This window comes from Methylobacterium sp. Leaf111 (genome assembly GCF_001423285.1).
Lineage (GTDB): Bacteria > Pseudomonadota > Alphaproteobacteria > Rhizobiales > Beijerinckiaceae > Methylobacterium.
In genome coordinates, this window is the sequence record NZ_LMNE01000001.1 from 515426 (window position 1) to 537629 (window position 22204).

The following is a 22204-nucleotide window of genomic DNA, read 5'->3' on the forward strand; positions in this document are numbered from 1 at the left end:
CGGGACAGACCCTGCCATGACCGAATTCTGGGTCTCCAGCGGCCACCACCTAACGCAGCGCACCGAGGGTGGCGGATTGGCCGTCACCGACGAACTGATCCTCGCCTATCTGGCCCGCCCGGAGGTATTGCCGCCCGACGACGCCTGCGCCGCGGAGCGTGCCCTGTATGCCGACCTGCTCGCCCATCCACGCCGCGTCGTATCGATGGAGGCCGTGAGGGCCATCGCGGATCCGGATGCTCGGGAAAACTGGGAGGTGCTGCTTGCCTTCCGCGACCGCCTGTTGGCGACGCGCTCGATCGAGGCAGCCTATCTCGGAATGATCCGGGAGGGCCTGCAGGGCATTCCCTCGCTGTTCCTGAACCAGCTGGTCCACCTGATCCTGCGCAACGCCCTCGACGGCTGCGACGACCCGTTCGTGCTGCGCGCGGCGGAGCTGTTGTTCCGGCCTCAACGGATCAGTCGCCTCGACAACGCCGTTCTCCTGGCCGACGCCGAGGTGATCGAGGCGCGGGAAGGGAGCGCCCCCCTGTCGCCGCTGGTGAGCATGCTGGGCAAGGACGTGGCGAACGAACTCGACATCCTGAACGAGGACAATGCCTGGAGCTATTGGAGCCGCTCCGATGCATTCTCGATGGCGCTGAACCTCGGCTCCAGCATGCGCAGCCGCGAGGCGCTCGCCCGGGTGATCGAGGCCTTCGTCGGGCACCTCCTGAACGTCGAGGTTCGGGTCAACCCTCTCGACAAGCTCGAGGATTCCGACTGGCGCTGGTTCGTCGGCCTTGATGCGGAAGCGACGCGGATCGGCAACGCTCTCTGGCGCGGAGACCCGGTCTCGAACGCCGACCAGGAACGCGTCATCGCGCTCTTCAGCCTGACGTTCAGCGACCGGACGCGCCTCGAAGACTCGGTCGGCGACCGTCCGGTCTACCTCCTGCTGGCGGCGACGGGCGCGAACCTCGTGACGCTGAAGCCGCACAATCTGATCGCGGGTCTTCCCCTCAAGACAGCGCAGGCGCCTTGCTGATGCCGAACGATCCGACAATCCTCGACGAAGATGCGGGCGGACGAGCGCTGGACGACCCTGAGCAGGATCGCGCCAGGCCGCAGAATCATTTCGAGGTCGGTATCCTCGTCGCCCGACGGCGCCTGCGCGGCCCCTGGGCGACCCATGCCTGGCTGCCGGTCGCGGCACTCCCGGCGGCGCCTCCCGTCGCGAACTGGACCCCGCTTGCAGAAAACGAAGACGAATCAACGTTCTACGCCGGATCCTACGAGGTTCTCCTCCACCCCGCGGAGACCTCGCATTATCGCGACAACCTCGTGTCCGGACGTCCTTCCCTCTGGGTCTCGTTGCGTAAACTCGGTGAGGATTCTTACGAGATCGCGACTGTGACGGCGGACCCCTACGAGGGCGAGGCCATGGCGGAAGGCATCGGCGAGATCGTGGAGGCGGTCCCGATGCCGACGGAATGCCAGGGCATCCTGCTCGCGTTCTTCGAGGCGTTCCATGTCGAGCGGAAGTTCGAGAAGCGGAAGCGCGACCGGGCCGATCCGGAAGCGCTGGCGCGGGGCGGTCAGGGCAAGGGACGCGGCGAATGAGCGAGAGCCTTCTCTCACGCTGGGCGCGACGCAAGCAGGAGGTTCGTCAGCACGAGCGCGCGCAGGCGGTAACGGAACCGTCGGCGCTCGCGGTCCCGCCCGAACCGCAAGTCGTTGACGAAGCTCTGGTTTCATCGGAACCAGCGCTCGACGACGAGAGCCTGGCGGACGCGATCGCCCGGTTGCCGAAGATCGAGGATCTGACCGCGGAGACCGAGCTCGTTCCGTTTCTCAGGGCGGGGATTCCGGCGGCGCTGCGAAAAGCCGCCCTTCGGCGGATGTGGTCCGTCGATCCGGCGATCCGTGATTTCGTCAGCGAGGCCCGGGAATATGCCTACGACTGGAATACGCCCGGTGGGGTTCCCGGGCTCGGACCCATGCTCCCCACGGACGACATCACGGCAATGGTCGAGCGGATCATGACCGGCCACGCCCCGAAACCGCCGCAGGAGCCGGTCGGTATCCAAGAGGGTGACGTCGAGGTCGCGCCGTCGACCGTCCCGGTCGCGGATGAAACCGCCGCGGAAACGCAGATGGTCTCCATCCAGGACACGCCGACCGCGCACGTCGGCGCGGAGGACCTTCATCCATCGCAGAATGGCGAGCGCACGTTTCAATCGGCCCCGATTGTTTCGCCCCTGCGACGCCATGGCGGCGCGATGCCGAGCTAATGCGAAGAAACGCGATTGCCGTTCGGTGAAACCCTTTTTATTATCAATACAAACTAGACGGCACCTCAGGTGGAGCGGCGGGGGCCGGAAGGGTCGAGGAGTGGTATGCGTTCCGGTGCGTCGTTTTCAGAGCCGCCAGGGGAAGTCGGCGTCGGGGTGATGGATCGGATGGACGAGGCCACGACGGTGAGCTTGGCCCTGGACGAAGTCGATCACCTGCGCGCGCAGCAGTACGACCTTCTTGCGGTCCTCCTCGGCCGTCCTCCCACGGCGAATCTTCTTCGTGCGTTGGCGGGACTCGCGGGCGGCGACAGCGTCCTGGGCCGCGAGGTCGCTTCCCTCGCAGCCCTGGCCCGGGAGACGTCGGCGGATGCCGTGGAGCGGGAATATTTCGCGCTCTTCGTCGGTGTCGGGCGGGGAGAGCTTCTACCCTACGCCTCCTACTACCTGACGGGGTTCCTGAACGAGCGGCCCCTCGCCCGGGTTCGCGAGGATCTCTCGGGACTGGGCATCGAGCGCGACCCGGCGACGACCGAACCTGAGGATCATCTCGCGATTCTCTTCGACGTGATGGCCGGGCTCACGGCCGGGCGGTTCGAGGCCGAGCCCGGTGCCGCACGCGCGTTCTTCCTCCGGCACATCGCGCCGTGGGGCGAACGTTTCTTCACGGATCTGGAGCGGGCCAAGGCGGCGCGCTTCTATCGCCCGGTCGGGGCCCTGGGACGGGCCTTCCTCGAGATCGAGGCGGCGGCTTTCGCGATGGATGCCTGAGGCATCCGTCTCTTTGGATCATGGCGCTCGACCCCGTGTCGGAGAGCGCCGGAGGGAGTGTGTGGGCGATGGGACAGGATCAGAAGGACCAGCTCGGCCGTCGCCAATTCTTCCGCGCGCTCGGCGGCGGCACGGTGGCGGCCGCGGCCGGCATGGCGTCGCCGCTCTCGGTCACCGAGGCGCAGGCCTATGACCCCGGCACGGACGAGACCCGGTCGCGCTACCGCCTCACGGACGAGGTGAAGGCGTTCTACCGGACGAACGGCTACGAGACCCTTCAGAACAGCACGAACGCCGGAAAGAAGTGAGCCTGCGATGCTGACCAAGCGCAAGAGCGGCGAGGCGAGCCGCACCAAGCACCAGGCCGTCGCCGCGGGCCTCGCGGCCGGCGTGCTCGACCGTCGCGGCTTCCTAAAGAAGTCGGGCCTGACCGCCGGCGCCCTGGCGGCGGCCGGCACGATCCAGCTCGGATCGGTCCGTCAGGCCCGCGCCGCCGGCTCGTCGGCCGTCGGCCCCGACGTCCAGATCAAGAAGAATGTCTGCACCCACTGCTCGGTGGGCTGCACGGTGACGGCCGAGGTGGTGAACGGGGTCTGGGTCGGCCAGGAGCCGTCCTATGCGAGCCCGATCAACCGCGGCACGCACTGCGCCAAGGGCGCGGCGATCCGCGAGCTGGTCTCGTCCGACCGGCGCCTGAAGTACCCGATGAAGCTCGTCGGCGGCCAGTGGCAGCGCGTCTCCTGGGAACAGGCCATCGAGGAGATCGGCGACAAGCTCGGCGCCATCCGCGAGAAGAACGGCGCGGACTCGGTCTACTGGCTCGGCTCGGCCAAGTTCACCAACGAAGCCGCCTACCTGATGCGCAAGTTCGGCGCCTTCTGGGGCACCAACTCCGTCGATCACCAGGCACGCATCTGCCACTCGACCACGGTGGCGGGCGTCGCCAACACCTGGGGCTACGGCGCCCAGACCAATTCCTACAACGACATCCGCAACGCCAAGACGATGATCATCCTGGGCGGCAACCCCGCCGAGGCGCACCCGATCTCCATGCAGCACGTGCTGTCGGGCAAGGAGATCAACCGCGCGAACATGATCGTCATCGATCCGCGCTTCACCCGCACGGCGGCCCACGCCACCGAGTACGTGCGCATCCGCTCCGGCACCGACATTCCGGTGGTGTGGGGCATCCTCTGGCACGTCTTCCAGAATGGCTGGGAGGACAAGGAGTTCATCAGCCAGCGCGTCTACGCCATGGACGACGTCCGCAAGGAAGTCGCCAAGTGGACCCCCGAGGAGGTCGAGCGCGTCTCCGGCGTGCCCGGCGAGCAGCTGCGCCGGGTGGCGGAGAAGTTCGCCAAGGAGAAGCCCGCGACCCTGATCTGGTGCATGGGCGCGACCCAGCACACGGTGGGCACCGCCAACGTGCGCGCCCTCTGCATCCTGTGTCTCGCCACCGGCAACGTGGGCAAGCCCGGCACCGGCGCGAACATCTTCCGCGGCCACACCAATGTGCAGGGCGCCACCGATCTCGGTCTCGATGTCACCTCGCTGCCGCTCTACTACGGTCTCGTCGAGGGCGGCTGGCGCCACTGGGCCCGCGTCTGGGACGTGCCCTACGAGTGGCTGCAGTCCCGCTTCGACGAGGTTCCCGCCGCGGCCGGCCGCAAGGCCCGCTCGCGCAAGGAGAACATGGAAGCGCCCGGCATCACCTCGACCCGCTGGTTCGACGCCGTGAACCTGCCGCCGGAGCAGATCGACCAGCGCAGCCCGATCAAGGCGTTCATGGTGTTCGGCCACGGCGGCAACACCGTGACCCGCCTGCCCGAGGCCATCGAGGGCATGAACAAGCTCGAGCTCCTGGTAGTCGCCGACCCGCATCCGACCACCTTCGCGGCCCTCGATGCCCGCCAGGACAACACCTACCTGCTGCCGATCTGCACCTCGCTGGAGATGGAGGGCTCGCGCACGGCCTCGAACCGCTCGCTCCAGTGGGGCGAGCAGATCGTCAAGCCGGCCTTCGAGTCGAAGAACGACTACGAGGTGCTCTACCTCCTCGCCAAGAAGCTCGGCTTCGCCGAGACGCTGTTCAAAAACATCAAGGTCGAGAACAACGTCCCTTCGGCCGAGGATCTGCTGCGGGAGATCAACCGCGGCGGCTGGTCGACCGGCTATTGCGGCCAGAGCCCCGAGCGGCTGAAGGCGCACATGCGCAACCAGCACAAGTTCGATCTCATCACCCTGCGGGCGCCCAAGGACGACCCGGAGGTGGGCGGCGACTATTACGGCCTGCCCTGGCCGTGCTGGGGCAAGCCCGAGCTGCGCCATCCGGGTTCGGCCATCCTCTACAACACCTCCCTCCACGTGAAGGACGGTGGCAGCACCTTCCGGGCCCGGTTCGGCACCGAGCGCAACGGCCAGACACTGCTGGCCGAAGACAGCTTCACCAAGGATTCCGACCTCACCGACGGCTACCCGGAATTCACCTTCGGGGTGTTCAAGAAGCTCGGCTGGGACAAGGACCTGACGGCGGACGAACTCGCCACGATCCTCAAGATCGGCGGCGACAAGGCCGACACCGTGAGCTGGGCCACCGACCTGTCGGGCGGCATCCAGCGGGTCTGCCTCGATCACGGCGTGATCCCGTTCGGCAACGGCAAGGCCCGGGCGAACGCCTGGAACCTGCCCGACCCGGTGCCGGTGCACCGCGAGCCGGTCTACTCGCCGCGCCCCGACCTCGTGGCGAAGTACCCGACCCGCCCCGACGAGCGGCAGTTCCGCATGCCGAACATCGGCTTCTCGGTGCAGAAGGCGGCCGTCGAGCGCAACGTGGCGCGCGATTTCCCCATCATCCTCACCTCGGGCCGCCTCGTGGAATACGAGGGCGGCGGCGAGGAGACCCGGTCGAACCCGTGGCTGGCCGAGTTGCAGCAGGACATGTTCGTCGAGATCAACACCGGCGACGCCGTCGAGCGCGGCATCAAGGACGGGTCCTGGGTCTGGGTTACCGGCGCCGAGAACAGCTCGAAGGCCAAGGTCAAGGCGCTCGTCACCGACCGTGTCGGCAAGGGCGTCGCGTTCATGCCCTTCCACTTCTCGGGTTGGTACGAGGGCAAGGACATGCGCGACTACTACCCGAAGGGCACCGACCCGGTGGTGCTCGGCGAGAGCGTCAACTCGGTCACCACCTACGGCTTCGATCCTGTGACGGGCATGCAGGAGACGAAGTGTACCCTATGCCAGATCAAGGCCGCGTGAGAGGAGCGCATCGACCATGGCCCGTATGAAGTTCCTCTGTGACGCCGACCGTTGCATCGAGTGCAACGCCTGCGTCACCGCCTGCAAGAACGAGCACGAGGTGCCCTGGGGCATCAACCGCCGTCGCGTCGTGACGCTCAACGACGGCAAGCCCGGCGAGCGCTCGGTCTCGATGGCGTGCATGCACTGCACGGACGCGCCCTGCGCGGCCGTGTGCCCGGTGAACTGCTTCTACACCACGGCCGACGCGGTGGTGCTGCACTCCAAGGACATCTGCATCGGCTGCGGCTACTGCTTCTACGCCTGCCCCTTCGGCGCGCCCCAGTATCCGCGCGTCGGAAACTTCGGCTCGCGCGGCAAGATGGACAAGTGCACCTACTGCTCGGGCGGCCCGGAGCCGGACCTGTCGGTGGCCGAGTACGAGAAATACGGCTCGAACCGCCTCGCCGAGGGCAAACTCCCCCTCTGCGCGGAGATGTGCTCGACCAAGGCCCTGCTCGCCGGCGACGGCGAGATGATCGCCGAGATCTACAAGCAGCGCGTGATCAAGCGCGGCTACGGCTCCGGCGCCTGGGGCTGGAAGACGGCCTACCGCGAGACCGTGGCGATCTGATCGCCCCCTCGCCCCTGGAGCCGGCGGCCATCCGGCGGCTCCGAGACGACACGCCATCGAAAGGAACGCCGATGCGGCGGGCAGTCACGCTCCTCAGCACCCTCGTCGTCGCGACGACGCTCCTGGCCGCGCCGGGCGCGTTCGAACCGGCACGCGCCCAGAATCCGATCACGCAGGATGGGCAGAACCCCATGGGCGCCAAGCCCACGGCGGATTCGGTGAACGAAGAGTTTCTCTTCAAGAACGCGGACAAGATCACCGGCCGGATCAGCATCCCCGATCGGAAGGCCGCGAACCTGATCCAGCCGCAGGGTCGCGAGTACCAGTCGTTCCGCGAGCACTACCTCCCGTGGATCGGGGCCGCCCTCATTCTCGGCATGATCGGCGCGCTGGGGGCGTTCTTTCTCTGGCGCGGGCGCATCCTCACGGAGCACAGCCAGGAATCGGGCCGGAAGATCCTGCGCTTCAACACCTTCGAGCGCTTCACCCACTGGATGACGGCCGTGTGCTTCATCATCCTGTCGCTCTCCGGCCTGAACTACATCTTCGGCAAGCGCCTGCTGATGCCGCTGATCGGCCCCGAGGCCTTCGGCGCCCTGGCGCAGTGGGCCAAGTACAGCCACGTCTATCTCGCCTGGCCGTTCATGTTCGGCGTGGTGATGATGTTCGTGGTCTGGATCAAGGACAACATCCCGAACCGCCTCGACTGGGACTGGATCAAGGCCGGCGGCGGGTTCATCGGCAAGAAGCACCCGCACGCGGCCCGCTTCAACGCCGGCCAGAAGGGCGTGTTCTGGATGGTCGCCGGCTTCGGCGCCGCCATGAGCATGACCGGCCTGATGATGCTGTTCCCGTTCGCGCTACTGGACATAAACGGCATGCAGGTCATGCAGGTGATCCACTCGCTGATCGGCATCGCCTTCATCGCCGGCATCCTCGCCCATATCTACATCGGCACGCTCGGCATGAAGGGCGCCTACGACGCCATGGGCAGCGGCAAGGTCGACCTGGCCTGGGCGCGCGCCCACCACGATCTCTGGGTGGAGCAGGAGCAGGCGAAGACGGTGAGCGGCCCGCAGCTCTCCGGTCGCCACCCCGCCCCCGCCGAGTAACCGAACACCCTGCACGCCCGCGCGGCGAGGACCCCGACCATGAAAGCCTTCATCCTCGCCATCATCGCGGCCATCGGGCTCGGCGTCGTGGCGATGTACGCCCTCACGAGCAATCAGACGTTCGCCTATCAGGCCTTCGCGACGTCGGGCGCCCGCGTGTCGGAGCCGGGCACCAATCTCGTCGGGGAGAAGTGGAACGGGGATCCGCAGACGAACGACACCGGGGAATCGGCTCACGGCAAGGCCACCGGCGAGCCCTCCCATCCGAAGCGGTCCTGATCCATCCTGCGATCGCCGATACGAACGAAGCGCCCGGACCACAGGGGACCGAAGATGATCCGACGCCTGCCCTTCGCCGCACTGCTCCTGTCGGGCTGCCTCGCGGCGCCCGCAGCCTTCGCGCAGGATGCGGCGCCCGCCCCGGCGGCGGCGCCCGCGAAGGGACCGGCGAACCTGTGCCAGGAACTGATCGCGTTCGTGCAGAAGCCGGAGGAGAAGAAGCAGGAGGCCGCCACGCCGCCCAAGCAGGCCACCGCCGTCTCCAATGCCTCCGGCAAGAGCGACGGGCAGCCCTCCACGGCCGGCGGTGACCCGCAGCAGAAGTCGGGGCTGAGCGGGCCCACGAACACCGACACCAAGGCGCCCACCAGCGACACGCGGGCCCCCGTCAGCGACGGCAAGACCGTCCTGGCGCAGGCCAATGCCGCCGCAAAGTCTCCGCCGCCCCCCGGTGCGCCGGCGCCGAGCCCGAAGCCGGATCCCGCCGTCGTGGCGCAGCTCGAGGCCGCCGCCGGAGCGAACGACCAGACCGCCTGCCGCGCGGCCGCGCGCGCCATGCGTGTCGCCGGCGTCATCATGCCCCCGCCCCTCCTCGCGCTCGCCGCCCTGAACCCGAAGCTCTTCGCGGGATCGCAGCCCTGACGGTAGGTGGGACGGCGGAGAACGCGGAGGCGGGTCTGCCCGCGCGTCCCCTCATCGGACGGGACACGACCCTGTGCATGTCCCTGTCGGCCCGGCCGGGGCATTTCGGGTCGCGGTTCCACAACCGGCTCTACGCGCTGCTCGGTCTCGACTACGTCTACAAGGCGTTCTCGACCACCGACCTGCCCGGGGCGATCGGCGGCATCCGCGCCCTCGGCATCCGCGGCTGCGCGGTCTCGATGCCCTTCAAGGAGGCGGTGATCCCCCTCCTCGACACCCTCGATCCGTCCGCGCGGGCGATCGACAGCGTCAACACCATCGTCAACGACGGCGGCAGGCTGACCGGCGCGAACACGGACTATCTCGCCGTGCGCGCCCTGCTGGACCGCCACGGGATCGATCCGACGACGCGTTTCGTGCTGCGTGGGTCCGGCGGAATGGCCAAGGCGGTGGTGGCGGCCCTGCGCGATTCGGGCTTTCGGCATGGGACGATCGTCGCGCGCAACGCGGCGGCGGGTGCGGCCCTGGCGGAGCGGTCCGGCTTCGCCCATGCGACCGCGCTCGGCGACCGCACGGCGCCGCTCCTCGTCAACGTCACGCCCCTCGGCATGGAAGGGCCGGATGCCGGGGCCCTGGCCTTTCCGGAGGCGGCCATCGCCGCCTGCGCCGTCGCCTTCGATGTGGTCGCCCTGCCCTCCCGGACGCCGTTCCTCGCGGCGGCGGAACGCCTCGGGAAGCCGTGCATCACCGGGCACGAGGTCCTGGTCCTGCAGGGCCTCGAACAGTTCATCCGCTACACCGGCGTGACGCCGTCCTCCGCGCAGGTGGCGGATGCGGCCGCCTTCGCCCGGACCTGACGGGACGAGGGCGCGCGGGCGTTCAGCCCGCGGTCACCCGGGCGATGACGGCGGCGATCGACGCCATCGTGCCGAGGAGGCGCCGCGGTCGTGACCGGACCGGCACCCTTGGCGTTTCTTCCTCGGCGCGGACCATCCGGCCTTCGCCGCGGGGGACATCGGTCATTCGCGAACGAGCCTTGCGGGACCTCCGGCGAGCGTTCGCCGGGTGAAGGCGACGGTGCGCTTCGGGCGAGCGTCCGACGCGACGACGGGCTAGATCCGATGCCGGCAGCGCCGGTGTCGGGAGAGCGGCAGTCTACCCGCGCGGAGGGCCGTGCCGATGCCCGCCGCCTGTCCGCGCCGCGACGCGGGCCTGCGCCTCCGCCGCGAAGTAGGCGTCCAGGACACGCACGAGGTCCGGGTTCGGTTTCTTCATGCCGTTGATGAAACGCGAGATCCGCGGCTGGTTGATCCCGAGTTCCCAGGCGAGGCGCGCCTGGCTCCAGCCGGTGCGATGGAGGAACTGGCAGACGTCGGCGGGTTGGACCGGCATGGCTCCACCTGGGGCGATGGATTTCGCGCAGGGGCCTAAGGGTAGGCCCCCCAATCAGCCAAACCAGACGGTCGCCGCCCTTAATCCCTCCCGGACGATCACGTTGCCGTGATAATCGTTGCGGTTCGCATTACTTTTGATAGCGGCGCTTTAGCTAGGTTTCACCACCAAGACGTTCTGCGAGGAAACCCCATGCGACACACGATCTACGGTGCTCTATTTGCCGCCCTGCTCCCGATGGCCGCGCATGCCGAGGGGGATGCCGCGGCGGGGGAGAAGGCGTTCGCACCCTGCAAGGCCTGTCACGCCTTCGGCAAGAATGGGGTTGGACCGAACCTGACCGGCGTCGTCGGCCGCAAGGCCGCCTCGGAGGAAGGCTACACCTATTCCGCCGCGCTCAAAGGCTCGGGGATCACCTGGGACGAGGCCAACCTGCACGAGTGGCTGAAGAACCCGAAGGCGAAGGTCCCGGGAACCAAGATGGTGTTCGCCGGCTATCCCGACGACAAGAAGATCGACGATGTGATCGCCTACCTGGCCTCCAAGAAGTAGTCCCGCGCGACGAGACGCGTCACTCGTCGCGGACCGTCTCCGAACGTCGAAACGCCGCTGGAGACCTGTCCAGCGGCGTTTCGTGTCCGATCGGGAGACGGCCGGCCTATTGCGGCGTCGGAACGGGCATCGCGGGCTGATCCGGAACGGGCGATGGGGTGACCGGCGGATTGGGATCGGCGGCGCTCGCCGTCTCGGTCGACTTGGCGAGCTCGGGATAGGCGTCGATGACGTTCGCACCGTTCAGGGGCTTGCTGACCCCGTTGTGGCAGGTGGTGCAATTGACCTTCGGCACGTCACCCAGAGCGCCGAGGCGGTTCGGGGGGAACGTCGAGAGCAGCGGCTCGAGGTAATTGCCGTTGATGTCCCGCACCATCCGGATGCCGTGCCAGGCGGTGGTCCGTTGCGGCGTGCTCTGCGACCAGTTCGAGATCGCCCGGGTGTTGTGACAGAAGGTACAGTTGACCCCCAGTCCCTCCGACATGTGGATCATCAACCCGTAGGTCTTCTCCGCATCCTGGATCGGTTTGCCCTTGGTCGTCGGCAGCGCCGTCGTCGCGTTCACCCGGATCGCGTTGTTGTCGATGGTCTTGTCGGCGAGGTATTCGGTGAGGGTGTCGTAGGGGAGCGAGGCCAGGCCGACCGACGGCGCGGCCATGTTCTGCCCGTTGTTGCGGGCGATGAAGCCGCCCGGGCGATTGGGACCCGGCTGGGTGAACCAGATATTGGCCGGCACCGGCTGTCCCCGGTGGCAGGTGTAGCAGGTGACGCCCGCACCGCCGACGTGGTTCTCCTTCCAGGAACTGTTGATGTGCTGCGTCATCTGCAGCATCCGGCGGGCGACCTTCTTCTGATAGAGGCTGTCGTCGGCCATGTTCTCGGTATTGTGGCAGTAGGTGCAGCCTTGTTCGGGGCTGACCCACTCGGTCATCGACGCCATCAGGCGATTGAACTCGTTGACGCTGACGTTCTTGAGGACTTGGACGTTCTCGTAGGTCGTACCGGCGAGCTCCTCGCCGGGCTCGGCGGGATCGGCGGGCGCCGGCGCCAGGTTGGCGTCCCAGGTGTCCTCGACGGCTTCGCGGGTGTGGACCTGCGCCATCGCGGTCCCGCGAAAGCCATTCTGTTGAACCGCCAGCGGCGGTCGGTCCCAGTCGGTCAGACCGACCATCGCCACGGTGAGGAAGAAGGCGATGGAAGCTCCGAGGACGGCGAAGAAGGTCTTCATGGAGCTCCCCCTGGCAGGGTTGTGGGCGACACACTCAGCGGATCGACGACCGGCGGATAGACCTGCGGGTAGGACGGGGCGACGCCGTGCTTGACGGCCCAGAGGTACCAGTTGTCGACGACCGTCCCGGTGAGCAGGATTCCGATGCCGCCGGTGAGCGTCGTCAGGACCGCGAACCACCAGGCCCAGCGGTGGACCGATTCCATGGTGGCGTTGAAGCCCATGGTCCAGCGCCAGAACAGGGCGGCGCGCTCGGTGGCGGTGCCGCGGTCGACGATCTGGTCGATCTCGCGCTCGCCGCCGAAGCGGCTCACGGCCAGGATGGTGCCGCCATGCATCGCGAAGAGCAGCGTCGACCCGTAGAGGAAGACGATCGAGAGCATGTGGAAGGGGTTGTAGAACAGGTTGCCGTAGCGCAGCGAGAACGCGGCGGTCCAGTCGAGGTGGGGGAAGATGCCGAACGGGACGGCTTCGCTCCAGGATCCCATCAGCACCGGCCGGATGAAGCCGAGCACGAGGAACAGCCAGATCGCGGAGGCGAAGGCCCAGGGCACGTGGTAGCCCAGGCCCAGCGCCTTGGCGCGCCGGAACAGCCGCAGCCACCAGAGCAGGATCGAGGCAGTCAGGAAGAAGCCGGCGATCAGCCACCAGCCGCCCTCGGCCAGTGGCGGCAGGACTTTCAGGCCGTATTGCGGTCGCGGCGGCTCGAGGGCGAGCCAGGGCAATTGCCGCACGAACTGGATCGGATCCCAGTTCACGCTCGCCCACATGTTGAGGCCGATGATCTCGAAGGCGATCAACCCGCAAGCGAAGGAGAGCGCCCCGAGATAGCCGATGTAGATCGGGCCGACCTGCGCATTGCCGATGAGGCCGAACAGGTAGGAGTTGAACGGCGTGCCCCAGCGCTTGTTGGAGTCGACCGGGATGCCGAGGTCCGGCTGGACCGGGCGGACCTGCACTTCGGAGAAGATGTTCTGGTAGTAGGCCATGGTGTCGCGAGCCTCCCTATTCCGAGATCAGCGCCAGACGGGGAGATTGAGCCACCAGCCCCACCATTCGGGCCAGCCGCGGGTCCAGAACGGGCCGCTGATGACGATGCAGACGGCGCTCCAGAAGCCGGCCGACAGCGCCAGGAACAGGCCGAGCCGGTGGATGCCGAGCGTGCCGATCGAGTAGCCGATGGTGTCGCGGAAGAACGTGTCCTCGTGCTCGGGAGTCTTCACCACCTCGCCCTTGCCCGGATTGGTCGAGGACAGGATCAGCGAGCCGTGCAGCGAGAGCGCGAGCGTCGTGGTGAAGAAGAACGTCACCGCCAGCATGTGCGCGGGATTGTAGTGGAAGTGCAGGTACTGGTAGCCGGTGTTCGAGACCCAATCGAGGTGGCTGAGGATGCCGTAGGGGAACCCGTGCCCCCAGGCGCCCATCAGGAGCGGCCTGATCACGACCAGGGTCACATAGGCGAAGATCGCCACCGCGAAGGCGAAGGGCACGTGGTAGCCGATGCCGAGCTTGCGGCAGATCTCGACCTCGCGCAGGGCCCAGGACGAGAAGGCGCCGACGGCGCAGAAGGTGATGATCTGCCAGAGGCCGCCCTCCTGGAGCGGCGCCAGGGCGAGCCCGTACTTCAGATCGGGCGGCGCGATGTTGATCTGCCAGATGTTCCAGGTCGGTCCGAGCGCCGCACCGTAGATGATCAGCGCCGTTCCAAGCACCGAGAAGAACAGCGTCGTGACGCCGAAGAAGCCGACGTAGAATGGCCCGACCCAGAAATCGAACAGGTCGCCGCCGACCAGGGTGCCGCCGCGGATGCGGTATTTTCGCTCGAAACTCAGCATCGCCATCGCGACCTCCCCGCTACACCACGTCTCTCGACCACGTCTGTCGGCGATGGCCGACGGGGGGCTTTTGGGGGCCGCCCGCCGATCATCCGTGCTTGCGGTGCGCGCCGGTCAGGCGGGCATCGTGGGCAGAACCAGCGTCTGCGCGTTGGCGGCGCGCGGCGCCTTGGGACCTTCCAGCCAATTGAACCGGTCGGTGCTGAGCAAGATGAAGTGGATCAGCAGCGCCAGAATGAAGAGGAAGGTGAAGAGCGCCACCAGGGTGCGGCGCGGATCGAAGAGAAGCCAGACCTTGTGCATGATGAGGGTCCTTCTCAGGAGAGCAGGGAAGCGACGCCCTGGGCGGCCGTCTCGAGGGCGGCGTAGCCCTTCGGTCCGGGCAGCCAGGGGCGCCACAGCCACACGAGGATGTGGGCGACCACGGCGATCGCCGTGAAGATGATGAAGCTGGTCAAGAAGATCGCGTGGAACTCCTTGGCTTCCGGTTCCGTCAGCCCGGACAGGCTGCTCGGTTTCTCGACAATGCCATTGGCCATTGGGTCAAACCTCCGCTTTGGCTAGCCGCGCCCGCACATCCGGGTACGGTGGGTGTCACCGGACCGCGCGGAGCGGCCTCGGCGGTCCTTCCCGCCTGTTCGGACGGGAGGTCGATCGGGGGCGGGCGGAACGCCTCGACCCGAGGGCGAAGTCAGCCCATGAACACGAAGGGAATGGCCGAGACGGCCATCGCCCGGGCCTCGGCGAAGACCGAGCGCCGCCGCTGCGGCAGCGGCGTCCGGGCCTGCGGGATCACGCGCTGCACCAGCGCCGCGATGAGGAAGAACGGATAGGTGCTGGCCAGGATGATCCGGAACTGGACCTCGTCCTGATGCAGGCGCGACACCGGATTGAGCGAACGTTGCATGGGATGGGTCTCCTCTCGGCGTTCCGCGGCGGGACGCGTCCGGGTCGGGACGCGCAGGGTCGGCATCGACCGCTTGGACGGCGCCGCGCCGTTCCAATCGGAAAGGGAATGGGCGCCGAGGCCGGGACGCGCGCTCATGCGGCGGCTCCCAGGCTGGCCTCGGCGCGGGCGCGCTCGACGTGATCGGCGATCACCCGGCCTCCGCCCTCGCCGCGCGCGACGCGCTCGGCGGCATCACGCAGGCGCTTGGCCGCCGAGATCCGCACCAGCACGGGATGGGCCTCGACGAGTTCGTCGAGACGGGCCCGGGCCGCCTCGTCCCAGGGCAGCTCCCGGTGGAGCCGCGCCGGGGTCGCCTCGACCCTGTCCATGTCGCGGGCCAGCGGCAGGATGTGGAAGAGCATGTCGAACAGGGCGTTGCAGACCTCCTGGACGAGGTAGGTCGCGCCGGCGAACCCCATGAAGGGCGTGCCGGTGTGGCGCCGGATGATCGCGCCGGGGAACGAGGCCGGCACGAACACCGCCCGGGCACCGGCCTCGGCCGCGTACATCCGCTCGTTGAAGGAGCCGAACAGCACCAGAGGCGGGGTCTTCGCGATGAGGTCGCGGATCTCGGCGTTGTCGGTCTTCGCACCCGCCTTGCGAGCCACGGCGAAGTGGCAGGGCAGCCCCATCTCGTCCTCGAGAAAGTGCCGGACGCCGCGCGCGTAGGTCTCGGAGGCCACGATCCCGAAGCTCGCCGTGCCGAAGAAATCCTGCGTCACCGAGCGCCACAGGTCCCAGACCGGCTTGATCGTGGTGTGCTTCTCGCGGGCGATGAACGGCTCGGGGTCCAGGCCGAGGGCCTCGCCGAGCGCGCGCAGGAACCGCGTGGTCGAATGGATGCCGATGGGCGCCTGGAAGTAGGGGCGCTCCAGGGCCTCGCAGAGCAGGCGGCCGAACTCGCGGTAGAGGCAGATATTGGCATCCGCGTTCACCAGAGCGGGCACGTCGGCGAGGTGCGAGCCGAGGGGAAAGACGAGGTTCACCTCGGCGCCGATGCCCTCGACGAGGCGCCGGATCTCGGCGAGGTCCGAGGGCATGTTGAAGGTGCCGTAGGCCGGCCCGATCAGGTTCACCCGCGGTTTCACGCCCTCGCTGCGGGCGGGCCGAGCCGGGATGCCCTTCTTGGCGAAGCGCTTGGCGCCGTACTCGTTCCAGAGCCAGGCCATGGCCCGGTCGGCGGCCTGCCACTGATCCTCGTCGATGGTGCGCGGCAGGAAGCGCTGGAGGTTGGTGCCCTCCGGCGTGACGCCGCCGCCGATCATCTCGGCGATGGAGCCGGTGACGACGACGCTCGGCTGGGCGGGATCGAGGGTGGCGTGGGCCCGCTTCATCGCGGCCTCGGTGCCGTGGCGGCCGAGTTCCTCCTCGGCCAGGCCCGTCACCACGATGGGCAGTTCGTGCGGCGGCAGGGCGTCGGTGTAGTGCAGCACCGAGGTCACCGGCAGGTTCTCGCAGCCCACCGGGCCGTCGATGACGACCTGCAGACCCTTGATGGCGGTGAAGACGTAGACGGCGCCCCAGTAGCCGCCCGCTCGGTCGTGATCGAGGACGAGCATCAGGCCATCTCCCCGATCGGCGCGTGTTCGAACTGTCCCGGCGCGGGCTTGGCCCGCACGGCCGAGGCGACGTTCCGGCGGAGCTTGGGCACATCCTCCCAGATGCCCGCGGCATGACCCTCGCCGACCCCGTCGAAGAACGCCCGCATGGCATCGAAGCGGCCGCGGTTGCCGAGCGCCGCGTTGATGACCTTGGCCAGCGACCCGGCGCCGGCGACGCCCATCAGCGGGCGGGCCGAGATCAGGTTGGTGAAGTAGAGGGCCGGGATGCCGAGGGCCTTGGCCTTCTGCACCACCGGCGTGGTGCCGATGGCGAGGTCCGGCCGCGCGTCCCGCATGGCGCCGAGGTCGTCCTCCAGGGAGGCGCGGTAGCGCACCGTGACGCCGCGCGCCTCGAGCCAGGCCTGGTCGGCCTCCGAATAGGGCGTGCGCGGACAGGCGGTGCCCACATAGGCCAGGTCCGCGCCGCTCTCGACGAGGAGGCGCCCGACCAGCAGTTCGGACCCCTCGTACCCCGACAGCGTAATCCGGCCCCGGATCGGGTTGGCGGCGAGCGCGCCCCGGATCATCGGCAGGAGCCGGTTCTTGGCGGCCTCGACGGTGGCACGGGGCACCGCGCAGGCTTCGCCGATCCGGTCGAGCCAGTCGGCGGTGCCGTCATGGCCGACCGGGGCCGAACCCACGACGGGGCGGCCGGCGGCGGCGAATTCCCGGATGGAAGCGGTGTAGAACGGGTGGATCGCCGCGACCGCCGTGCAGTCGAGGGCCGCGTAGAGTTCGCGCCATTCCCGCGTCGGCACCACCGGTCCGGCGCTGAGTCCGAGGGGCTCCAGCAGGCCGCCGATGACGACCGGGTCGGCCGGAAACATCTCGCCGAGGAGGGCCACGGTCGGGCGCTCGGCCCGCCCCGTGCGGGGCGCCTGGACGGGACCCTGCTCGGCCTCCGAGCGGGCGAACTTCAGCATCGCCCCGGCGAGCACGTCCTTGGCTTCGGCATGGGTCGGCACCCCGAAGCCCGGCACGTCGATGCCGATGATGCGGACCCCGTCGATCGCCTTCGGCAGGAGGCGCAGGGGCACGCCCGAGGCGGTGGGAACGCAGAGATTGATGACGACGACGGCGTCGTAGTCGGCGGGTTTGGCCACCTGGAACACCGCCTCGCGGATGTCCTCGAACAGCTTGCCGGTGACCAGGGTCTCGGAGTTGAAGGGCACGTAGCCCACGCTCCGCCTGGCGCCGTAGAAATGCGACGTGAAGGTCAGGCCGTAGACGCAGCAGGCCGAGCCCGAGAGGATCGTCGCCGTGCGGCGCATCCGCAGGCCGACCCGGAGCGAGCCGAAAGCGGGGCACATGCTCTGGGGCTGGTCGTGCGGGCCGGCGGGGTAATCCGTCCGAAGCTGCTCGAGCGTCTCGGACATGCCGGCGGCCTCGGCCGCCGCCCGCATCGTCGCTCTGCCCGAGTGGCAGCCCAGGCCGTCCGCCTTCGCGGCGGCGAGGTTCACCACCTCGGCCGGGGCCGCGACGGGGGCCAGGGTCGAAGCCGGGCGCTCATGGCCGGCGCGAAGGGTCTGGCGGGCGCGGAGGTCGGCGATGTCGAGGGTGACGGCCATGATGCGTCAGACCTCGTCGTAGACGACTTCGAGGGACGGCTTCACGACCTGCGTCGTGCCGCACATGTCCGCGAAGGTGGCGGGCACCAGGGTGACGCCCCGGCCGACGGCCTCGCCCTTGAACAGGCCGAGGAGCCCATCCTGGCTGAGGGGCGTCGGATGGTTCGGCGCCGCGTCGTGGACGTTCCGGGCGAGATCGGAGAACAGGGAGCCCCAGGGGCTCTCGGGCCGTCCGATGATCTCGTAGTTCGCGCTCTTCCTGCGGATGTCGTCGTCGGCCGGGATCGAGGCCAGGACCGGGATGCCGACGGCGGCCGCGAAGGCCTGCGCCTCGCCGGTGCCGTCGTCCTTGTTGATGACGAGGCCTCCGACACCGACGTTGCCGCCGAGCTTGCGGAAGTATTCCACTGCCGAGCAGACGTTGTTGGCGACGTAGAGCGACTGGAGATCGTTCGAGCCGACGACGATGACCTTCTGGCACATGTCGCGGGCGATCGGCAGGCCGAAGCCGCCGCAGACCACGTCTCCGAGAAAGTCGAGCAGGACGTAGTCGAAGCCCCATTCGTGGAAGCCGAGCTTTTCCAGCAATTCGAAGCCGTGGATGATGCCGCGCCCGCCGCAGCCTCGCCCGACCTCGGGGCCGCCGAGCTCCATGGCGTAGACGCCGTCGCGCTTGAAGCAGACGTCGCCGATCGCGACCTGCTCGCCGGCGAGCTTCTTCTTGGTCGACGTCTCAATGATCGTCGGGCAGGCGCGTCCGCCGAACAGCAGCGAGGTCGTGTCGCTCTTCGGGTCGCAGCCGATCAGCAGGACCTTCTTGCCCTGCTGGGCCATCATGTAGCTGAGATTGGCGAGGGTGAACGACTTGCCGATGCCGCCCTTGCCGTAGATCGCGATGATCTGCGTCTCCTTGGAGGCGGCCACCGGCACGGGATCCGGCTCGATGCCGGCCTCGGCGCGAAGGGTCTCGGAAGCCGTCAGGGCGCCGCCGTTCAGCTGCGTGGCCTTCAGCTGGATGTTCATGCGGCTCTCCAATCCAGGATCATCTTCAGGCATCCGGCGTCGCCGAAGGCCGTGCGATAGGCGTCCGGTGCGTCCGCGGCCGGGCGCCGATGGGTGACGAGGTCGTCGAGGCAGAGGCGCTCCTCGGCGATGAGCGCGAGGGTCGCGGCGAGATCCTCCGGCCGCCACTGGGCGGCGACGCGGATCCGGGCTTCCCGGAGAAAGGCCGGCGCGAAGGCGAAGCCGAGGCGGTCTTCGTAGAACCCGGCGAGAACGACCTCGCCACCGGGCGCGAGGCGCGCGATCCCCGTATCGAGGATCGTGGAATCGCCGCTGACATCGAGGATCGTGGCGTAGTCGCGCCGCGCATCGTCGTCCGGAGCGAGGACGGGATAGGGACCCTCGCTCGCGCGCCGCACCGGGTTGGTCTCCCAAACCTGCGGCGTCCCCCCGAGGGCCTGGGCGATCCGCGCGACGAGGCGGCCGAGGACACCGTGGCCGATGACGAGGAGCGGCTGGCGCAGGTCGATCCCCGCCAGGGCGTGCCGCGCGGTAGCGGCCAGGGCGATCAGGGTTCCGCGCTCGCCCCACGCGCCGTCGATGGGCACGAGGCGCTCGCCGGCGCTGACGAGGTGGGACGCGGCCCCGCCGAACAATCCGCGGACCGGACCGAAGCATCGCGCGCCGGGGACGAACACCGTCTGCCCGACCCGGACGCCGCTCGCGACCCCGGCCTCGACGACCTCGCCCACGGACTCGTAGCCGGGCACCAGCGGGTAGCCCATGCCGGGAAACGACGGCATCCGGCCCGACCAGAGCAGGCGCTCGGTTCCTGTGCTGATGCCGCTCCAGCGGATCGCCACGACGGCATCGGCCGCCGTGGGAGCATCGAGAGCCAGGCATTCCAGGCTGATCCGACCGGGATCGCGGAGGACGACCGCATCTGTCTGCATCGCGCCTGCCCTCCCCCCATCCAACGACTCGGTCCGTTAAACCCCGAACCTTAATGTCATCCTAGATAGACACTTTGGAACGTCAAGACAAACTTACAGCGGAGTTGCCTTATCGCGTTGACACCAACAGGCGCGTCAGCAGAGGACGGCGCGTTGCGACCTCGACGGTGCGCCGGAAGCCTGCTTCGGAGAGAAGCGCTCTGAGTTCCTGCGCGGAGCGGCACCGCCCGCTGCCCATCGCGAGAAGGTAGAGGCCGAAATAGGCGTCCGTGATGGGCTCGCCGCCGGGCGTGCCACTCATGGGCTCGGCGAGGATGAGACGCCCGCCGGGGGGAAGCGCTTCGCGTACCACCGCGAGCAGGATGCGGACGGTCGCATCGTCGTGATCGTGGACCACGCGCACCAAAGTGATCGCGTCGGCGCCGGGCGGGAGCGGGTCCGTCCGGAAGCTGCCGCCGAAGGCCTCGAAGCGGCCCGCGAGCCCGGCGCGCATCATGCGCTCCTCGGCGCGATCGGCCACCGCCGGCAGGTCGAAGAGCCTGAGCTGAAGGTCCGGCGCGACGCGGCCGGCCGCCGTCAGGAAGGCGCCCTCGCCGCCGCCGACATCCATGAGGCAGCGGTGGCGCCGCATCGGGTAGGCCTCGAGGAGATCCTCCGCGATCAGCGCCTGGGAGGCCGACATCAGCCCGCTGTAGGACGCAACCGCGTCGCCCTGCAGATCGGGCCCGTCTCCGGACGCATAGGGCCAGTACCCGGCGAGACGGGTCGGTCCCGCCTCGCCCCGCAGGAGGGCCACGGGGTCGCGCAGGTCCTCGTAGAGCAGCGCGTGGTGCTCGATCATCCGGCCGATCGCGGGGTTCCCCACCAGGGCGGCGCCGAGATCGGCCAGGAGGCAGTGGCCGTCCGGCAGCCGGCGGATCAACCCGAGGGAGGCCGCGGCCTTGAGGAGACGCGTCCCGGCCTCGGGCGCGAGCCCCATCCGGTGGGCGAGCGCCGCTTCCGGCACCGGCCCCTCCGACAGCATGCCGAAGAGATCGAGCCGAACGCAGGCGAACAGGGTCTGCGAATAGGTGAAGCCCGCGCAGAGATCGAACAGGGCGCGCGTCCGCGCCTGGGCGATCCGCCGCGTCAGGGGAAAGCCGGCCGCCCAGCGCTGGAATCGCGGATCGGCGACGAGGCGGGCCCGTAACGCGTACCAGCGCGCCCGAAGGCCACCGGCGCCGGCCCGGGCCGGTGGATCGAGGGTGGCGCCGCGCGCCACCTTACGCCAACTCCCGTGCCAGGCTCGCCGGCAGGAAGAGCCGCGTCTGCGCCTCGATCTCGGCGCGGAGCGTCTCGGCTCCCGGACAATCCGGAATGACGTCGACGGCCTCGCGCACCAGGCGCTTCAGGCGCGTGAGCGCCCCGCTCATCCCGAGGAGGGCGGCGGCGTTCGGGCGACCGAGGGTCGAGTCGCGGCCGACGGGCTTGCCGACCTCCTCCTGACGGCAGGCGACGTCGCGCAGATCGTCGGCCACCTGGTAGGCCTCGCCCAGGCATTCGCCGAGGAGACGCCACGGGAGCGACGGTACGCCCGCCGCGGCGGCCCCCGTGACCGTCGCGGCGGCGAACAGGGCCCCGGTCTTGGCCTGTTGATACTCGGTCAACGCCACGGTCGGCTCGGACTCCCAGGCCTGGCCGGCGGCGATCCCGGAGGGCGAACCGGCCGCCCGGGCAACGAGGCCGACCAGGGCGGCGAGCCGCTTCGGATTCCGGGCCGCGCCGCGCGCCAGCGTCTCGAAGGCGGACACGATGAGGGCGTCGCCCGTCAGCACTGCCAGGGGCTCGCCGAAGGCCGCATGGACGGACGGCTGGCCGCGCCGAAGGGGCGCGTCGTCGAAGCACGGCAGATCGTCGTGGACCAGGGAGGCACAGTGCAGAAGTTCGATGGCTGCCGCCGCTGCGTCCGAGGCTGCCGGATCGTCGTCACCGCAGGCGCGCGCCACCGACAGGCACAGGCGGGGGCGGATCCGGTGACCGCCGGGGAAGACGGCGTAGCGGATCGACTCCGCGAGTCGTGGCGGCGCTCCGGGTGCTTCCAGGTGGGAAACGGCGGCGTCGAGGGCCTGCTCGATGCGACGGTTGGCGTCCATTGGCCGTAACTCCCATGCCGCTTGTTCTCGGACATCGAAAGTGT

At 68.8% G+C, this 22204-nt stretch carries 25 protein-coding genes; 12 read left to right on the forward strand and 13 right to left on the reverse strand.

Annotation, left to right across the window (positions count from 1 at the left end):
* The first annotated feature begins 16 nt into the window (after positions 1-16).
* The 11 genes from ASF41_RS02225 (at position 17) to ASF41_RS02275 (ending at position 9805) form a co-directional block, all read left to right on the forward strand.
* Positions 17-1027, forward strand: a complete 1011-nt coding sequence (locus ASF41_RS02225; protein WP_056490466.1) for a DUF6352 family protein — start codon at positions 17-19, stop codon at positions 1025-1027.
* Positions 1027-1602, forward strand: a complete 576-nt coding sequence (locus ASF41_RS02230) for a DUF3305 domain-containing protein (protein ID WP_082504007.1) — start codon at positions 1027-1029, stop codon at positions 1600-1602. The genes ASF41_RS02225 and ASF41_RS02230 overlap by 1 nt, the downstream gene beginning before the upstream one ends.
* Positions 1599-2273 (forward strand): DUF3306 domain-containing protein, encoded by a 675-nt coding sequence (locus ASF41_RS02235; RefSeq protein WP_056490468.1) that lies wholly within the window; start codon positions 1599-1601, stop codon positions 2271-2273. The genes ASF41_RS02230 and ASF41_RS02235 overlap by 4 nt, the downstream gene beginning before the upstream one ends.
* 168 nt (positions 2274-2441) lie before the next feature.
* A complete protein-coding gene (locus ASF41_RS02240) occupies positions 2442-3044 on the forward strand; it encodes a molecular chaperone (protein ID WP_244479525.1) in 603 nt (200 codons plus the stop codon).
* Positions 3045-3112: 68 nt separating this feature from the next.
* Positions 3113-3352 (forward strand): formate dehydrogenase, encoded by a 240-nt coding sequence (locus ASF41_RS02245; RefSeq protein ID WP_056219196.1) that lies wholly within the window; start codon positions 3113-3115, stop codon positions 3350-3352.
* Between the two features lie 7 nt (positions 3353-3359).
* A complete protein-coding gene (locus tag ASF41_RS02250) occupies positions 3360-6302 on the forward strand; it encodes a formate dehydrogenase subunit alpha (protein ID WP_056273118.1) in 2943 nt (980 codons plus the stop codon).
* Positions 6303-6318: 16 nt separating this feature from the next.
* A complete protein-coding gene (gene fdh3B, locus ASF41_RS02255; protein WP_055955987.1) occupies positions 6319-6915 on the forward strand; it encodes a formate dehydrogenase FDH3 subunit beta in 597 nt (198 codons plus the stop codon).
* A 71-nt stretch (positions 6916-6986) separates the two neighbouring features.
* Complete coding sequence (locus tag ASF41_RS02260; RefSeq protein WP_056490475.1) at positions 6987-8027, forward strand: formate dehydrogenase subunit gamma; 1041 nt, start codon at positions 6987-6989, stop codon at positions 8025-8027.
* A gap of 39 nt (positions 8028-8066) precedes the next feature.
* The gene (locus tag ASF41_RS02265) at positions 8067-8306 is read left to right on the forward strand and encodes a hypothetical protein (RefSeq protein WP_056219187.1); all 240 of its coding nucleotides are present in this window, start codon (positions 8067-8069) and stop codon (positions 8304-8306) included.
* A gap of 54 nt (positions 8307-8360) precedes the next feature.
* Positions 8361-8948, forward strand: a complete 588-nt coding sequence (locus tag ASF41_RS02270) for a hypothetical protein (RefSeq protein WP_056353424.1) — start codon at positions 8361-8363, stop codon at positions 8946-8948.
* A gap of 53 nt (positions 8949-9001) precedes the next feature.
* Positions 9002-9805 (forward strand): shikimate 5-dehydrogenase, encoded by an 804-nt coding sequence (locus ASF41_RS02275; RefSeq protein WP_280138122.1) that lies wholly within the window; start codon positions 9002-9004, stop codon positions 9803-9805.
* A 298-nt stretch (positions 9806-10103) separates the two neighbouring features.
* Here the strand turns inward: ASF41_RS02275 and ASF41_RS02280 are convergent, their stop codons facing one another.
* On the reverse strand, positions 10104-10340 hold the full coding sequence (locus ASF41_RS02280) for a helix-turn-helix transcriptional regulator (protein WP_056490486.1): 237 nt from the start codon (positions 10338-10340) through the stop codon (positions 10104-10106).
* A 192-nt stretch (positions 10341-10532) separates the two neighbouring features.
* Between ASF41_RS02280 and ASF41_RS02285 the strand changes: the two genes are divergently transcribed.
* Positions 10533-10892 carry a cytochrome c family protein gene (locus tag ASF41_RS02285; RefSeq protein ID WP_056219179.1) on the forward strand — a complete coding sequence of 120 codons (360 nt, stop codon included), beginning with the start codon at positions 10533-10535 and terminating at the stop codon, positions 10890-10892.
* A gap of 106 nt (positions 10893-10998) precedes the next feature.
* Here the strand turns inward: ASF41_RS02285 and pufC are convergent, their stop codons facing one another.
* The 12 genes from pufC to ASF41_RS02345 form a co-directional block, all read right to left on the reverse strand.
* Positions 10999-12120, reverse strand: a complete 1122-nt coding sequence (gene pufC, locus ASF41_RS02290) for a photosynthetic reaction center cytochrome PufC (RefSeq protein WP_056490490.1) — start codon at positions 12118-12120, stop codon at positions 10999-11001.
* Positions 12117-13109 (reverse strand): photosynthetic reaction center subunit M, encoded by a 993-nt coding sequence (pufM, locus tag ASF41_RS02295; protein WP_056219173.1) that lies wholly within the window; start codon positions 13107-13109, stop codon positions 12117-12119. The genes pufC and pufM overlap by 4 nt, the downstream gene beginning before the upstream one ends.
* Before the next feature lie 27 nt (positions 13110-13136).
* A complete protein-coding gene (pufL, locus tag ASF41_RS02300) occupies positions 13137-13961 on the reverse strand; it encodes a photosynthetic reaction center subunit L (RefSeq protein WP_055956014.1) in 825 nt (274 codons plus the stop codon).
* Positions 13962-14069: 108 nt separating this feature from the next.
* A complete protein-coding gene (gene pufA / locus ASF41_RS02305; protein WP_018043293.1) occupies positions 14070-14258 on the reverse strand; it encodes a light-harvesting antenna LH1, alpha subunit in 189 nt (62 codons plus the stop codon).
* Between the two features lie 14 nt (positions 14259-14272).
* Positions 14273-14494, reverse strand: coding sequence for a light-harvesting antenna LH1, beta subunit (gene pufB / locus ASF41_RS02310; RefSeq protein ID WP_056273133.1), 222 nt, complete (start codon positions 14492-14494; stop codon positions 14273-14275).
* A gap of 152 nt (positions 14495-14646) precedes the next feature.
* Positions 14647-14862, reverse strand: a complete 216-nt coding sequence (locus ASF41_RS02315; protein WP_056491224.1) for a hypothetical protein — start codon at positions 14860-14862, stop codon at positions 14647-14649.
* Positions 14863-14996: 134 nt separating this feature from the next.
* Positions 14997-16463, reverse strand: coding sequence for a chlorophyllide a reductase subunit Z (gene bchZ, locus ASF41_RS02320; RefSeq protein ID WP_056273136.1), 1467 nt, complete (start codon positions 16461-16463; stop codon positions 14997-14999).
* A complete protein-coding gene (gene bchY, locus ASF41_RS02325; protein ID WP_056353408.1) occupies positions 16463-18073 on the reverse strand; it encodes a chlorophyllide a reductase subunit Y in 1611 nt (536 codons plus the stop codon). Before bchY ends, bchZ begins: the two co-directional genes overlap by 1 nt.
* A 6-nt stretch (positions 18074-18079) precedes the next feature.
* Positions 18080-19096 carry a chlorophyllide a reductase iron protein subunit X gene (locus ASF41_RS02330; protein WP_056490493.1) on the reverse strand — a complete coding sequence of 339 codons (1017 nt, stop codon included), beginning with the start codon at positions 19094-19096 and terminating at the stop codon, positions 18080-18082.
* The gene (gene bchC / locus ASF41_RS02335) at positions 19093-20028 is read right to left on the reverse strand and encodes a chlorophyll synthesis pathway protein BchC (RefSeq protein ID WP_056353403.1); all 936 of its coding nucleotides are present in this window, start codon (positions 20026-20028) and stop codon (positions 19093-19095) included. The genes ASF41_RS02330 and bchC overlap by 4 nt, the downstream gene beginning before the upstream one ends.
* Before the next feature lie 109 nt (positions 20029-20137).
* Positions 20138-21289: a methyltransferase gene (locus tag ASF41_RS02340; protein ID WP_056490496.1), complete on the reverse strand. Its 1152-nt coding sequence runs from the start codon at positions 21287-21289 to the stop codon at positions 20138-20140.
* Position 21290: 1 nt separating this feature from the next.
* Positions 21291-22160, reverse strand: coding sequence for a polyprenyl synthetase family protein (locus ASF41_RS02345; protein WP_056353397.1), 870 nt, complete (start codon positions 22158-22160; stop codon positions 21291-21293).
* Positions 22161-22204 lie beyond the last annotated feature (44 nt).

Bases quoted from the DNA above. Each gene is read 5' to 3' on its own strand.
- pufC (WP_056490490.1), bottom strand. From the start codon at position 12,120: ATGAAGACCTTCTTCGCCGTCCTCGGAGCTTCCATCGCCTTCTTCCTC.
- ASF41_RS02235 (WP_056490468.1), top strand. From the start codon at position 1,599: ATGAGCGAGAGCCTTCTCTCACGCTGGGCGCGACGCAAGCAGGAGGTT.
- pufM (WP_056219173.1), bottom strand. From the start codon at position 13,109: ATGGCCTACTACCAGAACATCTTCTCCGAAGTGCAGGTCCGCCCGGTC.
- ASF41_RS02260 (WP_056490475.1), top strand. From the start codon at position 6,987: ATGCGGCGGGCAGTCACGCTCCTCAGCACCCTCGTCGTCGCGACGACG.
- bchZ (WP_056273136.1), bottom strand. From the start codon at position 16,463: ATGCTCGTCCTCGATCACGACCGAGCGGGCGGCTACTGGGGCGCCGTC.
- ASF41_RS02330 (WP_056490493.1), bottom strand. From the start codon at position 19,096: ATGAACATCCAGCTGAAGGCCACGCAGCTGAACGGCGGCGCCCTGACG.
- ASF41_RS02280 (WP_056490486.1), bottom strand. From the start codon at position 10,340: ATGCCGGTCCAACCCGCCGACGTCTGCCAGTTCCTCCATCGCACCGGC.
- ASF41_RS02315 (WP_056491224.1), bottom strand. From the start codon at position 14,862: ATGCAACGTTCGCTCAATCCGGTGTCGCGCCTGCATCAGGACGAGGTC.
- ASF41_RS02225 (WP_056490466.1), top strand. From the start codon at position 17: ATGACCGAATTCTGGGTCTCCAGCGGCCACCACCTAACGCAGCGCACC.
- bchY (WP_056353408.1), bottom strand. From the start codon at position 18,073: ATGGCCGTCACCCTCGACATCGCCGACCTCCGCGCCCGCCAGACCCTT.
- pufA (WP_018043293.1), bottom strand. From the start codon at position 14,258: ATGCACAAGGTCTGGCTTCTCTTCGATCCGCGCCGCACCCTGGTGGCG.
- pufL (WP_055956014.1), bottom strand. From the start codon at position 13,961: ATGGCGATGCTGAGTTTCGAGCGAAAATACCGCATCCGCGGCGGCACC.
- ASF41_RS02270 (WP_056353424.1), top strand. From the start codon at position 8,361: ATGATCCGACGCCTGCCCTTCGCCGCACTGCTCCTGTCGGGCTGCCTC.
- bchC (WP_056353403.1), bottom strand. From the start codon at position 20,028: ATGCAGACAGATGCGGTCGTCCTCCGCGATCCCGGTCGGATCAGCCTG.
- pufB (WP_056273133.1), bottom strand. From the start codon at position 14,494: ATGGCCAATGGCATTGTCGAGAAACCGAGCAGCCTGTCCGGGCTGACG.
- ASF41_RS02245 (WP_056219196.1), top strand. From the start codon at position 3,113: ATGGGACAGGATCAGAAGGACCAGCTCGGCCGTCGCCAATTCTTCCGC.
- ASF41_RS02240 (WP_244479525.1), top strand. From the start codon at position 2,442: ATGGACGAGGCCACGACGGTGAGCTTGGCCCTGGACGAAGTCGATCAC.
- ASF41_RS02285 (WP_056219179.1), top strand. From the start codon at position 10,533: ATGCGACACACGATCTACGGTGCTCTATTTGCCGCCCTGCTCCCGATG.
- ASF41_RS02265 (WP_056219187.1), top strand. From the start codon at position 8,067: ATGAAAGCCTTCATCCTCGCCATCATCGCGGCCATCGGGCTCGGCGTC.
- ASF41_RS02230 (WP_082504007.1), top strand. From the start codon at position 1,027: ATGCCGAACGATCCGACAATCCTCGACGAAGATGCGGGCGGACGAGCG.
- ASF41_RS02250 (WP_056273118.1), top strand. From the start codon at position 3,360: ATGCTGACCAAGCGCAAGAGCGGCGAGGCGAGCCGCACCAAGCACCAG.
- fdh3B (WP_055955987.1), top strand. From the start codon at position 6,319: ATGGCCCGTATGAAGTTCCTCTGTGACGCCGACCGTTGCATCGAGTGC.
- ASF41_RS02345 (WP_056353397.1), bottom strand. From the start codon at position 22,160: ATGGACGCCAACCGTCGCATCGAGCAGGCCCTCGACGCCGCCGTTTCC.